At 36.7% G+C, this 15,452-nt stretch carries 13 protein-coding genes; 1 reads left to right on the forward strand and 12 read right to left on the reverse strand.

The genetic code is table 11. The annotated features are described in order from the left end of the window. Positions 1-609: 609 nt before the first annotated feature. Genes hemL through hemA form a run of 6 tightly spaced genes read right to left on the reverse strand, consistent with a single transcriptional unit; the run spans position 610 to position 6,847 of the window. On the reverse strand, positions 610-1,899 hold the full coding sequence (hemL, locus tag LG329_RS03280) for a glutamate-1-semialdehyde 2,1-aminomutase (protein ID WP_404453286.1): 1,290 nt from the start codon (positions 1,897-1,899) through the stop codon (positions 610-612). A gap of 24 nt (positions 1,900-1,923) precedes the next feature. Continuing rightward, complete coding sequence (gene hemB, locus LG329_RS03285; RefSeq protein ID WP_404453289.1) at positions 1,924-2,904, reverse strand: porphobilinogen synthase; 981 nt, start codon at positions 2,902-2,904, stop codon at positions 1,924-1,926. A 6-nt stretch (positions 2,905-2,910) separates the two neighbouring features. Further along, on the reverse strand, positions 2,911-3,693 hold the full coding sequence (locus LG329_RS03290) for a uroporphyrinogen-III synthase (RefSeq protein WP_404453292.1): 783 nt from the start codon (positions 3,691-3,693) through the stop codon (positions 2,911-2,913). Then, a complete protein-coding gene (gene hemC, locus LG329_RS03295; protein WP_404453295.1) occupies positions 3,693-4,622 on the reverse strand; it encodes a hydroxymethylbilane synthase in 930 nt (309 codons plus the stop codon). Before hemC ends, LG329_RS03290 begins: the two co-directional genes overlap by 1 nt. A gap of 14 nt (positions 4,623-4,636) precedes the next feature. After that, positions 4,637-5,455: a cytochrome c biogenesis protein gene (locus tag LG329_RS03300; protein ID WP_404453298.1), complete on the reverse strand. Its 819-nt coding sequence runs from the start codon at positions 5,453-5,455 to the stop codon at positions 4,637-4,639. Between the two features lie 18 nt (positions 5,456-5,473). Further along, a complete protein-coding gene (gene hemA, locus LG329_RS03305; protein WP_404453301.1) occupies positions 5,474-6,847 on the reverse strand; it encodes a glutamyl-tRNA reductase in 1,374 nt (457 codons plus the stop codon). Between the two features lie 219 nt (positions 6,848-7,066). On the opposite strand from hemA, the gene LG329_RS03310 reads away from it, so the two are divergent. Further along, a complete protein-coding gene (locus tag LG329_RS03310) occupies positions 7,067-7,549 on the forward strand; it encodes a LiaI-LiaF-like domain-containing protein (protein WP_404453304.1) in 483 nt (160 codons plus the stop codon). 39 nt (positions 7,550-7,588) lie between these two features. Here the strand turns inward: LG329_RS03310 and LG329_RS03315 are convergent, their stop codons facing one another. The 6 genes from LG329_RS03315 to clpX all read right to left on the reverse strand — a co-directional run bounded on the left by LG329_RS03315 (position 7,589) and on the right by clpX (position 15,140). Next, positions 7,589-8,329 (reverse strand): amino acid ABC transporter ATP-binding protein, encoded by a 741-nt coding sequence (locus tag LG329_RS03315; RefSeq protein WP_404453307.1) that lies wholly within the window; start codon positions 8,327-8,329, stop codon positions 7,589-7,591. A 15-nt stretch (positions 8,330-8,344) separates the two neighbouring features. After that, positions 8,345-9,007, reverse strand: a complete 663-nt coding sequence (locus LG329_RS03320) for an amino acid ABC transporter permease (RefSeq protein WP_404453310.1) — start codon at positions 9,005-9,007, stop codon at positions 8,345-8,347. 141 nt (positions 9,008-9,148) lie between these two features. Further along, a complete protein-coding gene (locus tag LG329_RS03325; protein WP_404453313.1) occupies positions 9,149-9,970 on the reverse strand; it encodes a transporter substrate-binding domain-containing protein in 822 nt (273 codons plus the stop codon). A gap of 461 nt (positions 9,971-10,431) precedes the next feature. Continuing rightward, the gene (gene yihA / locus LG329_RS03330; protein WP_404453316.1) at positions 10,432-11,013 is read right to left on the reverse strand and encodes a ribosome biogenesis GTP-binding protein YihA/YsxC; all 582 of its coding nucleotides are present in this window, start codon (positions 11,011-11,013) and stop codon (positions 10,432-10,434) included. Next, a complete protein-coding gene (gene lon / locus LG329_RS03335) occupies positions 11,000-13,330 on the reverse strand; it encodes an endopeptidase La (protein WP_404453319.1) in 2,331 nt (776 codons plus the stop codon). The genes yihA and lon overlap by 14 nt, the downstream gene beginning before the upstream one ends. Before the next feature lie 532 nt (positions 13,331-13,862). Next, positions 13,863-15,140, reverse strand: coding sequence for an ATP-dependent protease ATP-binding subunit ClpX (clpX, locus tag LG329_RS03340; protein WP_404453322.1), 1,278 nt, complete (start codon positions 15,138-15,140; stop codon positions 13,863-13,865). Positions 15,141-15,452: the final 312 nt, after the last annotated feature.

Consider the following 15,452-nt stretch of genomic DNA (forward strand, 5'->3'; position numbering starts at 1 on the left):
ACTATATGAGCCAAGTTCAGATTATATGAATAAGAAAAGCGCAGGCGACTGTTCAGAAGCGGACGCATAAGCAAGGAACCGTAGAACGCATGGGTTTCGCGTTCTTAGTGTTCATTGCTTATGACGGCAGCTTCTAGGAGCCGCAGCTAGACAAGAAAAGCGCAGGCGACTGGTCAGTGACGTACAGATAGATGGGCATGGTGAAAAGTACGGTGAACTTTCCGTACGTTCAACAGGACCACCTATCTGCTAGTAAGGCCACTGAAAAAGTGGTGGATTTTAAAAATTTAACTTTACACCTTAACTTAGCATTTCGAATATACGGAGACTCCTGCGGGAAGCAAGAGATCGGCGAGACCCCGCAGGACGGCAGTCCGAGGAGGCTTGACACTCGCCCGCGGAAAGCGAAGTATATTCGAATATGCGATGGTGGATCCACATATTTAGTACTATACTTTAACTTTTTCAGTAGCCTCCTGTTAGTCGCTAGGAGCCGCAGCTAGACAAAGAGAAGCGCAGGCGACTGGTCAGAAGCAGATGCATAAGCAAAATGGTCAGCTTGAAATAAAAAACATGCTACCGAAAATATCGATAGCATGTTTAGTATTATTATTTATTTATTGACGAAAATGCATTTCGTATTGCTTTAATTGTAAGTTCTATATCTTCGTCTGAATGTGCTGTTGAGAGGAATAGTCCTTCAAATTGAGATGGTGGAAGAAAGACACCCTCCTCAATCATCGCCCGGTAATACTGTGCAAAATAATCTAAATTAGATTTTTTTGCACTATCAAAATTATCTACAGGTTCATTGGTGAAAAAGACTCCTACCATTGATCCAGCACGGTTAATATGCAATGGAATGTCAAAATCTATTGCAGCTTGTTTAAACCCTTCAACTAATTTGTCTACTTTTTCATTCATTATTGTGTAGGATTCTTGCGTCAATGCTTTAAGCGTTTCATAACCTGCGACCATAGCAAGTGGGTTACCTGATAATGTCCCAGCTTGATAGATAGGACCAGCTGGTGCAACATGTTCCATGATTTCTCGTTTACCACCGTAAGCCCCTACTGGTAGCCCACCACCTATCACTTTCCCTAAACAGGTCATATCAGGCGTTACGCCAAAATAACCTTGTGCACAATTATAATCAACACGGAAGCCAGTCATTACTTCATCAAATATAAGGACGCTTCCATTGTCCTGTGTTATTGTCCTAAGTTCTTGTAGAAAGTCATCTTTCGGTGGAACAACGCCCATATTCCCTGATACAGGTTCAATAATTACTGCAGCAATTTCACTACCATAGTTAGCAAACGCCAAACGGAGACTTTCTATGTCATTATACGGAACTGTGATCGTATTTTGAGCAATTGATGCTGGTACACCAGGGCTATCTGGTAAACCTAATGTTGCGACCCCTGAACCAGCTTTGATTAACAACGAATCCCCATGTCCGTGGTAATTACCTTCGAATTTTAAAATTTTATCACGGCCAGTATAGCCTCGAGCAACCCGTAATGCGCTCATGGTAGCTTCCGTCCCCGAGTTAACCATGCGAACCATTTCAATCGAAGGTACACGATCAATAACAAGCTGGGCTAGTTTGTTTTCAATCAAAGTTGGAGCACCAAAACTTGTGCCTTTTTCAGTTGTTTCCTTTAACTTTTCTACAACACGATCATTAGCATGACCATGAATTAATGGACCCCAGCTTAGAACATAATCAATATACTCGTTACCATCAATGTCCCTGATAGTTGAACCCTTACCAGATTCCATAAAAATAGGTGAAAGGCCAACCGATTTAAAAGCACGAACAGGTGAATTAACACCACCCGGCATTAGATCTACCGCTTCTTTATATGCATCAACTGATTGATCAAATTGTTTCATATGTGTTCACCTCGTTTATATTATTTATTCACTTAACCAACGTGCAACATCTTTAGCAAAATACGTTATGATTAAATCTGCACCAGCGCGTTTCATCGATGTAAGTTTTTCCATTACTAACGACTTTTCATCAATCCATCCATTCATTGCAGCTGCTTTTACCATCGCATACTCACCACTGACATTATAAGCAACAATTGGTGCGTTAAAGTTATCCTTGATATCTCGTACGATGTCAAGATAAGACAACGCAGGTTTCACGATAAGAAAGTCTGCACCCTCAGCTATATCAGACTCTGCCTCACGGATAGCTTCCAAACGGTTTGCAGGATCCATTTGATAGGTCTTTCTGTCGCCAAATTGTGGTGTACTATCCGCCGCATCACGGAAAGGACCATAAAACGCAGAAGAATATTTAACTGCATATGACATGATAGGTATAGAAGTATACCCTGCTTCATCCAATGCTGTACGAATTGCAATAACGAAACCGTCCATCATATTAGATGGGGCAATAATATCAGCCCCGGCTTCTACTTGTGATACAGCTGTTTTCGCTAATAATTCCAGTGATTCATCATTATCTACGTCTTCATCATGAATGACACCACAATGACCGTGTGAGGTAAATTCGCATAAACATGTATCAGCTATAACAAGTAATTCTGGAACTTCTTTCTTAATAAGGCGAATTGCTTGTTGTACGATACCATCATTAACATATGCCCCTGTACCTATTTCATCTTTCTCTTTTGGTACACCAAATGCAATAACAGAAGGAATTCCTAAATCACGAACTTCCTTCATTTCAGCAACAATATTATCCAACGAAAGTTGAAATACGCCTGGCATTGAGGGTACCTCATTACGAATTTCTTCTCCTTCAATGACAAAGAAAGGATAAATTAAATCCTCTTTCCGAAGGTGATTTTCGCGAACAATCGACCGCATGGAAGAAGAAGTTCGAAGTCGTCGATGACGTTTAAAATTTAAAGTATTATTCATAGCTATCTATCCTTTCGCTTTTATGTAAACAGCAATAGTTTCTACCATTCCCTCAATTGTATATTGATTCGGTACCAATGTTTGTACAAAACCCAGCTCTTTCGCATGAGCTTCAGTTGTTGTACCGATACACACACAAGGAATTTTTAGTACTTGCTTTAGATGTTCAGCGTATAAATTCATTTCCATAAACGCTTCCACAGATGATGGACTTGTAAACGTTAGAAAATCTGGGTATTGTTTATTAAAATAATCATTTAGCAACGTTTGATTTTCACGGTTACTCTCCGTTTCGTAAGTTACAATTTCATCAAAAACAACTTTGCTTTTCATGAATGCCTCTTGCAGAACCTTACGAGACCTGTTTCCTTTAACGATTAATAGAGGTCCATCCATAATATTTTGTTGTAAAAATTCATCTGCCATGACCTCAGCATTATATACAGATGGGACAAAACTTGCAGACACCCCATATTCAAGTAAAGCTTTCTCCGTTTTATGACCGACTACTGCAAATTGAACGGAATCAAGTTTGTTTAAGGAAACCAAGTACTTCTTTATCCATTGAAAAAAACAATGAACACCATTTGCACTTGTGAAAAAAATCCATTGATAATCCTTTAGCCGCTCAAATAAATGTAATTTTTCATCATAGCTCTTACAAGTGATTTTTAAAAGCGGGATTTCAATCGGAATTCCATCTTGCGCTACGATTAAATCAGCAAATGATTTTGACTGACTTTTTTCCCTCGTAATTAAAATCTCTTTTCCTTGTAATGGCTGTAGCATTACTCATTTAGCTCCTCTTTCACTTCATCCACGATATCCTTTGCACCACGTGCAATTAAATTTGCAGCTGCTTCTTTACCAACCGCAACAGGATCAGTCCCTCTAATTACATCTTTTAATATAATCGTTCCATCGGCACTTGCAACAAGTGCTGTTAAGATAACTTCATCTTTGTCTAAATAGGCATACCCTGCAATTGGCACCTGACAGCTACCCTCTAGAAGCTTTAGAAATGTCCGCTCTGCAGTTACCGTTTTAGTCGTATAATCATTATTTATTTTTGTAAGCATGTCTCTTACTTCTGTATCTCCATCTCGTGACTCGATAGCAAGTGCGCCTTGTCCAACAGCAGGTACACAAACCTCTGGATCCAAGTATTCAGTTATAATATCTTCATCCCAACCAACACGTTGCATTCCAGCAACCGCTAATATAATAGCATCATAGTCTTCTTCTTTAAGCTTGCGTAACCGCGTTTCGATATTTCCTCGCACAGATTTAATCGTAACATCTGGACGTTGTGCTAAAATTTGTGCAGCCCGTCTAAGACTACTTGTTCCTACGATTGCACCTTCCCGCAAATCATTTAAACGTACGTGATCTTTTGCGATATATGCATCTCGGTGATCAGCACGCTCAGGAATACATGCAATTGTTAGTCCTTCAGGCATTACGGAAGGCATGTCCTTCATACTATGTACAGCAAAATCAATCTCTTTATCATACATAGCTTGTTCAATCTCTTTTACAAAAAGCCCTTTGCCTCCGACTTTTGATAGCGTTACATCAAGAATCTTATCCCCTTTTGTCACAATCTTTTTCGTTTCAAACTCGTAGGGAACACCAGCTTTTTTCAATTCATTAATAACCCAATCTGTTTGTGTCAATGCAAGATTACTTTTCCTTGTTCCAACGATAATTTTACGCATGTTTTGTCTCCTCCTTAAAGATGAAAGTTAGATAATAAACTAAATAATAGAAAGTTAATGATTAAGATTAAAAAAGCTGCGGTGTTGTAAATGGCAATTGATCTTCCTTGATACCCTTTTATCAGACGTAATAGCAAATAAAGCGCATATACACCAAGTACCAATAAGGAACCCAATGTTTTTAAATCAAACCAATAAAACTCCGCATTTGCAACATATGCCCAAACAACCCCTAGGATAACGCCGATTAGTAACAATGGAACACCTAGTGTTACAGCTATAAATGAATATTGATCAAGTTGCTTTAAATCACCTAGCCTCCACATCCATTTCATACCTTGTTTATTTTTTAATAATCGATATTGAACCAAATACATAATCGACAGTAAGAAGGATAGTGTGAAAAACCCATAAGAAACAATGGATAGCGTGATATGTGTAATAAGTATCTCATTTACAAGCTGTACGCCTTGTTCTAGTCCTTCCCGTTGAGCTTCAGTTAATATATACACAAGTAAAATAAAGAAACCGAATAAATTTGTGAAAAATACTATGAAATGTATGGAAAATATACGATTGATAATTAATGAAAATGTTACCAATACCCATGAATAGAAAAACAGACCATCATATAACGATAAGACCGGAAAACTGTTCTCCAAAAACGCTTGTTTAAATAAAAAAAAGCTTTGAATAATCCAGACCATACTAAGTAACCAGAAGGCGATCCGATTTGCCTTCTGGTTACTTTGAATAAAATCAATGAAGTATCCGATCAAACTTAAACCATAAATGATAAGAATAATTTCATAAAGCCATCTTGATTCAAACATATTTAATATCCTTTCATCTTAATTGGTTGACAAATTTCCCGCTAAAGGAAAGGATACCGTTGCGTCTGATTCAGTATTCTTCATCATACTATTTTTTTGGGCCTGCTTGTCCAATTCTTCCTTCACTTCTTCTTTAATACCAAATATATCCATAAACAATTCTAGTTTTTCATCTGAATCTTTTCCAGCAGCGAATTCTTTAGCCTGTGTTACAGGTTCTTTTAACAGCTGATTAATGATACTTTTCGTGTGTTTATTTAACACTTTCTTTTCTCTTGCTGTTAAATCTGGCATTTTTCGTTCGATGCTTTCCATTGTATCTGCTTGAATGGATAACGCTTTTTGTCTTAGTGCAGAGATGACAGGTACAACTCCCAGTGTTTGTAACCATTCCTTAAATGAAACAATTTCTGCCTCCAGCATGATTTCAATCGCTTCTGCAGCCTGTTTCCGTGAATTTAAATTTTGATCCACAATATCTTGTAAGTCATCGATGTCATAAAGAAAAATACTATCCAACTTACTAATTGCAGGATCAATATCTCGAGGCACTGCTATATCTACCAAAAACAATGGACTACCCTTGCGTTTTTTCTGTATAGGTTCAAGCATTTCCTTTGTAATCACAACAGAATCTGAACCCGTTGAGCTAATTAGAATATCCGCATCCTGCATCACTTTAACCAGATTTCCTGAATGTTCAGCATTGGCATCGAATTTTTCTGCTAACTCAACTGCTTTTTCAAACGTACGGTTTATCATTGTTATTTTCTTTGCACCAGATCCATGAAGGTTCTTCACTGCTAATTCGCCCATTTTTCCCGCACCAAAAATGACGATATGCTTATTTTGTAAATCACCAAAGATTTTCTTAGCTAATTCCACTGCGGCATAACTAATAGACACAGCATGTTCACTTATAGCTGTATCTTTGTGTGCTTTTTTAGCAAATGTAATAGCCTGCTTGAATAACTCATTAAAAATGGTTCCAGTAGTTTTCATTTTTTGAGCAGTTAAAAATGTTTGTTTCACTTGTCCAAGTATTTGGGTTTCACCTAAAACCATAGAGTCAAGGCCTGCAGATACTTTAAACAAATGCTCTACTGCACCCTCGCTTTCTACAATTCGCAAATAAGGTGAAAACTCCTCTTTATCAAGCTGAAACCATTCTGCTAAAAATTGCTTTATATAATAACGTCCGGTATGAATTTGATCAACCACCGCATATATCTCGGTACGGTTACATGTAGAAATAATTACATTCTCTAAAATGCTTTTTTGTGTCTTCAAAAGCAACATTGCATTATCAATGTCTTGTTCAGAAAATGTTAGCTTTTCCCTTATTTCTACTGGGGCTGATTTATAGTTAAATCCCACTTTAAGTATGTGCATTTCGGTCTACCCCCAACAAATCTTAAAACATAATTCTTTCTTCATTATAACATAGAAAATAAGTGCTATTTCTGATAAAATGTGAACAGATTTCGAATCCATATGATAGGATTATGAATATAATATAATTGTTAACCAACTCGTATGTACTTTATCATAACAGTAGGCTGTAAGCAAGAAATCGACCTATTATACAAACCTGTTCAGAAAGGAATCCAAATGAAAAAACAACATGCTCTTGCAGGGTATTTATTGATTGGTATTGGACTTTATTTTCTCTTAACTAAACTTCAACTACCGATAATCACTGACTTTTATTCCTGGCCTACTCTCTTTATTATTATCGGATTGGCTTTTCTTATACACAGCTATAAAACAAAAGAACATCAAAATTTGTTTAGTGGTACGATTATTTTGGGACTTGGAATCCATTTTCATGGTGTTAATCACTATTCCTTTTGGATCGATCATTGGGGAGTTTACCTGCTAATTGTAGGGATTGCCTTTATTGTACGTTTTCTTAAAACAAAAAAAGGGATAATACCCGGAGTTATTCTTATTGGTTTATCATTAATTGTGATTTTCACAGTAAATCTTCCACCATACTTAAGTTGGATTTATCAAATTCTAGATCTCATCGAACAGTTTTGGCCAATAGCTTTAATTGGAATAGGAATTTATTTTCTGAAACTAAGAAAGTAGAAAAGAGCGCTAATTCTAATGAATTAGCGCTCTTTTCTACTATAGTATTGAACTTAAAAATGCTTGTGTACGTTCCTCTTTTGGATTATCAAAAAGTTCCTTAGGATTTCCGTTTTCAACAACTTTCCCATCATGCATATAGATAACCCTATCGCCTACTTCACGGGCAAATCCCATTTCGTGTGTTACAACCACCATGGTCATCCCTTCCTCAGCAAGCTCTTTCATAGTTGATAATACTTCCCCAACTAATTCCGGGTCGAGTGCAGAAGTCGGTTCATCAAAAAGCATAACTTGAGGCTTCATTGCTAATGCCCTAGCAATTGCCACTCGTTGTTTCTGACCACCAGATAGTGTTGAAGGATAAACATTGTATTTATCGCCTAATCCAACCTTATCCAACAGCTCCTGCCCTTCTTTAATTGCCTGACTCTTCTTTAAACCCTTCACTTGTATTGGTGCTTCAATAACGTTACCTAAAACCGTTTTATGCGGAAAAAGATTAAAATGCTGGAATACCATTCCTACACGTTCACGAATTTTATTTAGATCATGCGTTTCTTTTTCAATTTGCTCGCCTTCAATGATAACTTTCCCGCTGTTTTTCATCTCCAGAAAGTTTAAGCAACGCAATAACGTACTTTTCCCAGATCCACTCGCCCCAATCAATACAACTACATCGCTTTCCTTTACTGTCATATCAATATCTTTTAATACGTGTAAATCCCCGAAGGACTTATTTAATTTCTCTACTCGAATCATTTCTTGTTTTTCACTCATACTAGCCCTCCTCACTTAATCACTTTTAGCTAATTTTTTCTCAATTTGATTAACAACTACAGTAAGTATTAGAACGATGAATAAATAATACACTGCTACGGTTAAATAGAATGGCAGGTAATCAAAATTGTTGGATCCCTGTGTACTGGCCACACCGAACAATTCCTGCATTCCAATGAATGATACTAGTGAGGAGTCCTTAATACCAATAATGAATTGGTTACCAAGGGATGGAACTGCACGACGAAAGGCCTGTGGTAAAATAATTCTTCGCATGGTAAGTCCTTGAGTCATTCCAAGCGTGCGTCCAGCTTCCCTCTGCCCTTTATCAATTGATTGAATTGACCCACGAATGATTTCAGCAATGTAGGCCCCACTATGAAAGGCAAGACCCGCTGTTCCTGCCCAGAATGGAGAAAGAAGAACAATTTCTGCCAATCCATAATAAAGAACAAAGATTTGTACAATCAATGGTGTACCGCGCACAATCCATATGTAAGCGTCAGCTATCCATTCTAAAATTTTTATATTTGAAATTTTAAATATGGCAAAAATCAAGCCAATTATAAAGGCAATTACTAATGAAGCTGCCGATAAAAGAAATGTAAGTTTGAGCCCTTCAATAAAAAGGTCAAAACTACCTATAAATACATCAAAAAAGTGCGTAATAGCTTCCAAACAGTTCAACTCCTTTTAAAATAAATAAAGCGGAAGCGCCCCGTTATTGCCAGAAAGTTATAAGGCAAAGGGCGCTGTAGCTATAAAGGGACAAATGTGCGCAAGTTCTGCGCACATTTGCATCTTTGATACCTTATTAAATTATTTAGCTTCTTCAGGTTTCGCGGTGATATCTACACCAATCCATTCCATTGCTAATTCTTTTAACTTCCCGCTTTCTTTTAATTCTTTTAATGCTTGATTAATTGCTTCTTGTAATTTATCTTTTTCTTTTGGAACCGCTACAGCTTGCTCACTGACACCCAATTGTCCACGGCTTTCAATTTCCAGGCCGTTATCAATTGCAGTTTGACCAGTAATTTTATCTGTTATAACTGCATCATGGTGACCTTTTGCCAATGATTGAAGTGCAACAACATCACTGTCTACTTGTGGAATGTTTTCCGTATATTCCTGAGCAATAGCCACATAAGTAGAACCCCTTGATACAGAAATCTCTTTACCTTTTAGGTCTTCAGCTGATTCAATATCACTATCAGGTCTTACATAAATTACAGGACCAGAGTAATAATATGGCTCTGAAAAGTCAACCTCTTTTAAACGATCTTCGGTAATCGTATGACTCGCTACAGCTATATCATAACGACCTTGTTTTACACCGGTTACGATAGCTGCAAACTTAGCCTTTTGCTGCACCGCCTCAAGACCCAACTTATCCGCAATCGCTTCTGCAACCGCGATATCATACCCTACCATTTTTCCATCTTTCATAAAGCTAAACGGTTTAAATTCACCGGACGCGGCAAATGTAAGCTTGCCATCTTCAACCAAATCAAATTCCTGGCTATCACCTGATGCATTTTCCCCACTTTCTTCACTTGAATCAGTTCCTTCCTCTGATCCACATGCAGCTAGTAGAAAAGCTAATAGCGCAATAATAAACATAATATTCAGTTTTCTCATAATTTAACCGCCCTTTCTCTCTTTAGTAGTCTGAAATCTTCTTTCTTTATATGTACCTAATCTATCTTTCAGACTGATAAGTTCTATTATAGCAAGTAGACAGACAATATACGAATAAGATATATTTCTATATTTCTGATTATATAGACAAATCCATCAACCTCAAGTATATACCTCCTCACAGCTTATAAATACCACCATATGCATGAATATACTCAATCATCCAACGAAAATTCTGATAATATGTTAGAAAAGCGCAAGCGCCTTGGTCAGCCCCGACAAGTTTAAGACGAATCTCTTAGTGATGATTTATATCACAAAGAGATTTGACTTAAAACCTCAGGCGGTCTAGGCGCTTGCGCTAGACAGATTAACACCAAAGTTTTATACTTTCTCAACTGCTAAAAAAATAATTCTAAGAGGAAAATTTATCCCCTTAGAATTAGCTTCATAAAATAGTTTTATAGAAATTTCCTTATTACACTCCACGCTTCATCTTTACCTTCACCTGATTCAGCAGAAAAAGGAATAACAATATCCTCTTTTATCATTTGAAGTGTATCTCTAGTCCGTTTTACATGTTTCGCTCGTTTACCTTTAGCAATTTTATCTAGCTTGGTTGCAACCACTATAACTGGTAGGTCAAAGTGTTTTAAAAACTGATACATGTTAATATCGTCAGCTGTTGGCTCATGCCGTATATCCGTTATGAGCATAACCGCTTTTAGTGTATCTCTAGTTTCAAAGTACTCCTCCATCATAACGCCCCATTTCTCGCGTTCTGATTTGGAAACTTTCGCATAACCATAGCCTGGAACATCAACAAAGTAAAAGAATTGATTAATTTTATAAAAATTTAACGTTTGAGTTTTACCTGGCTTAGAAGAAGTTCTTGCCAGATTTTTACGATGAATTAATCGATTAATAAACGATGACTTTCCTACATTCGATCTGCCGGCCAGAGCAATCTCTGGCAAGCGATCGTTTGGATATTGTTTTTGACTTACTGCACTAATGACAATCTCGGCATTATTTACTTTCATTTGAATCCCCCACTAATGCATGGTTTAACACTTGATCTAAATGATTGACTTTAATAAATGTCAATTCCGCTCGCACACTTTCAGGAATATCATCGATATCCTTTGCATTTTCTTCTGGGATGATAATCGTAGTTATTCCAGCACGGTGAGCACTTAAAGACTTTTCTTTTAAACCACCAATTGGCAATACACGGCCACGCAATGTAATTTCTCCGGTCATGCCAACTTCCTTCTTAACCGCTCGTCCAGTAAGTGCAGAGACTAGAGCAGTTGCCATCGTAATACCTGCTGAAGGACCATCTTTAGGAGTAGCTCCTTCAGGTACGTGAATATGAATATCAAAGGTTTCATGAAAATCTGGATCAATATTTAGTTCCTTCGCTCTAGATCTAATATAACTGAATGCAGCTTGAGCGGACTCTTTCATCACGTCACCCAGTTTGCCTGTAAGGGTCAGCTTTCCTTTTCCGGGATAGTGCGATACTTCAATCGCAAGTGTATCTCCACCTGCAGCTGTGTATGCTAAACCAGTTGCTGTACCAATTTGATCTTCTTGTTCCATTTGACCATAACGAAAAGCTGGCTTCCCTAGTAGTTCTTCCATATTTTTCGTTGTTACAATAACCTTTTTCTTATCTTCTGAAACAATTATTTTTGCTGCTTTTCTGCATAAACGGGCAATTTGACGTTCCAAACTACGAACCCCAGCTTCCCTTGTATAGGTACGGATTAACTTTAATAATGCATCATCGCGTAACTGTAAATTACTTTTTCTTAATCCATTTTCTTTTAATTGCTTTGCCAATAGATGCTCTTTTGCAATATGGAGTTTTTCTATTTCAGTATAGCCAGCAATCGAAATAAGCTCCATCCTATCTAATAATGGTCCAGGTATATTGTTCACATAGTTTGCCGTCGCAACAAACAATACATTTGATAAGTCATAAGTTTCCTCAATAAAATGATCACTGAAATTACTGTTTTGTTCTGGGTCAAGTACTTCTAACATTGCTGATGACGGATCACCACGAAAATCATTAGACATTTTATCTATTTCATCTAAAAGGAAAACAGGATTAACTGTTTTTGCTTTTTTCATACCTTGAATGATTCGGCCTGGCATTGCACCAATATAAGTACGCCTATGTCCCCTAATTTCAGCCTCATCACGAATTCCCCCTAATGAAATACGAACGAAATTACGGTTAATCGCTCTTGCAACAGATTTAGCTAACGATGTTTTACCAACACCCGGTGGACCGACAATACAAAGAATAGGTCCTTTAATCGAATTTGTTAATTTCTGAACCGCTAAATATTCAAGTACTCGCTCTTTTACTTTATCAAGTCCATAATGATCTTCATCCAAAATTTTATGTGCACGTTCTATCTCAATCGTATCTTGTGTTTCCTCTGTCCATGGCAAAGCAATTAACCACTCTAAATAGTTTCGAATGACAGAACTTTCTGCAGAACTTTGTGGTATTTTTTCATATCTATCTAATTCTTTTAGAGCAACCTCTAGGATACGTTCCGGCATATCTGATTGCTCAATCTTTTCTTTCATTTGATCAATCTCACCAGATTTTCCGTCTTTTTCACCAAGTTCTTTTTGAATTGCTTTTAATTGTTCACGCAAATAATACTCTTTTTGTGTCTTTTCCATAGAGTTCTTAACGCGTTGCCCAATTTTCTTTTCTAAATCAAGAACCTTTTTCTCATTTGATATAAGTTTAATTAGTCGTTGAATACGCTTTTTAACATTACCTATTTCTAAAAGCTCTTGTTTTTCCTTTAGTTTTAAAGACAGATGTGATGTTACAATATCAGCAAGATGACTTGCTTCCTCTATATCAGATACTGTAGCTAATGTTTCGTGATTTATTTTTCTTGATACCTTAATATATTGTTCAAATTGGTTTAATAATGAACGCATTAATGCTTCTTCTTCATTTTTGTCTCCGCGTTCTTCAACTATTTCTTCTATTTCAACTGAAAATTGTTCTTTTTCTTCTGTAAACTGTACAATTTCAGCACGGTATAACCCCTCAACTAAAACACGGTTCGTGCCATTTGGTAATTTAAGCATTTGTTTAACTTTTGCTACTGTTCCAATTCCGAATATATTCTCAGGGCTTGGATCATCCACACTTACTTTTTTTTGTGCAGCTAAAAAAATAATTTGGTCTTCCATCATTGCTTTTTCCAACGCTTGAATTGATTTTTCCCGACCAACATCTAAATGAATTACCATTGATGGAAAAACAAGTAAGCCCCGTAATGGGAGGAGGGGGAGCTGAAGAGTTTTATTTGTCATTGTATGTACCTCCATAATTATCATATAAGATATAATTAAGTTATTTCATCTATAGAGGTTGTTCAAAAAGTCCGGTAAAAATGATTCATCGAATTTCTTCGTTGGCTTGCTTTTCCGCTCCTCATGTACCTTCTTAAGTACATTCCGGTGCTCAAAGCTACGCCGCCTCGAACTTTCGACGGACAGGACGTGCTAGTATCGGCGTTGCAACAGGACGTTGCTTTCTTAACCGATGTCGGTCCTTTTTATCCTCATTTTGAACACGCATCTATAGTTCGTTATTAGAATCGTCCTTAGAAATCTAGACTTTCCTTAAGAGTAAAGTGTAAAGAAAAGTTTTCCATTTGTAAATGTTTATGTCCTTTTATCAATGCTCTTTCCTGTTAGTAGTATTACCCAATAGTGCCTATGTATGAAAGAGAAAAAGACTGACCTCCAGAAAAATTAGAACCTCCATTCATTCATACGAAAGCATAGGAAGAGCTAATCATTCTTTCCAGTCAGTCTTCAAACATTTATCATTTACCTATTATCATGCACTTTCTTTAGGAAATGGTTTGTTATCATCTTTCACCGTACCGTCTTTGAAGATAAGTTTTGGACTACCATCCTCTAATACGACTGTTTCTTTTGTAATAATACATTTCTCAATATCATCACGAGAAGGAAGTTCGAACATTACATCCAGCATTAAACCTTCTATTATGGAACGTAATCCACGTGCTCCAGTCTTTCGCTCAATTGCATTTTTGGATATTTCGACTAATGCGTCTTCTTCAAACTCTAATTCAACGTCATCCATTTGGAATAATTTTTCATATTGCTTCACTAATGCATTTTTTGGTTTTGTTAGGATTTCAACAAGTGCATCTTCATCTAATGGTTCTAGAGCACCAATTACAGGTAATCTTCCAATAAACTCAGGAATTAAACCATAACGTAATAAGTCTTCTGGTAATACTTTTGCAAGCAACTGTCCAACTTCAAGATCTTGCTGCTGTTCATCTGCTCCAAATCCAATAACTTTTTTACCAAGACGACGTTTTATAATTTGATCGATACCATCAAACGCCCCTCCGCAAATAAATAAGACGTTTGTCGTATCAATTTGGATGAATTCCTGATGTGGATGTTTACGTCCTCCTTGAGGTGGAACGCTTGCAACTGTTCCTTCAAGAATCTTTAATAATGCTTGTTGTACACCCTCACCAGAAACATCTCTCGTTATAGATGGATTCTCTGATTTCCTTGCAACCTTATCAATTTCATCAATGTAAATGATTCCTTTTTCAGCTTTTTCTACATCATAATCTGCTGATTGAATTAGCTTTAAAAGTATGTTCTCAACATCTTCCCCAACATAACCTGCTTCTGTCAACGATGTTGCATCTGCAATAGCAAATGGCACATTAAGAATTCTTGCTAATGTTTGTGCTAGTAATGTTTTACCACTACCTGTTGGTCCAAGCATAGCAATGTTACTCTTAGACACCTCAACATCATCGTTATTCTTCGGAGCATTAATTCGTTTATAGTGGTTGTACACAGCTACAGATAAATTTTTCTTTGCTTTATCCTGACCAATAACATAGTCATTTAAAATTTCGCAGATCTCTTTTGGCTTTGGTACTTCTTTAAATTCAGTTTCTTCATCTGTACCAAGCTCTTCTTCTACGATTTCAGTACAAAGATCAATACATTCATCACATATATAAACGCCTGGTCCTGCAACAAGTTTGCGAACCTGATCTTGACTCTTTCCACAAAAAGAACATTTTAATTGGCCTTTTTCTTCATTAAATTTAAACATTCCATTTCACCCCTAAAAGTTTAAATCTACCCCTAATATCTCTTATATAGGACCCGACTTTCATAGCCCATCATATCAGAACAAAATCAGAATACAAAACAATATACTTTACTATATTTATTTTTTAATTATGGAGAAATAATTAAAAAAGTCAAATCATAACTATTTTGATTCAATTTGCTTTGTTACATTTTTATATGTCCAAGTAAAAAGAATGTACTATTTATCATATGTATGTAACTGCTAGAAAGATTATTTCTTTTTCTGAACGACAAAAATATTGTATGTACAAAAAAGTTTAAAACAAGGCAC

The sequence above is a fragment of the Virgibacillus necropolis genome, assembly GCF_044793635.1.
GTDB lineage: Bacteria > Bacillota > Bacilli > Bacillales > Amphibacillaceae > Virgibacillus_F > Virgibacillus_F necropolis_A.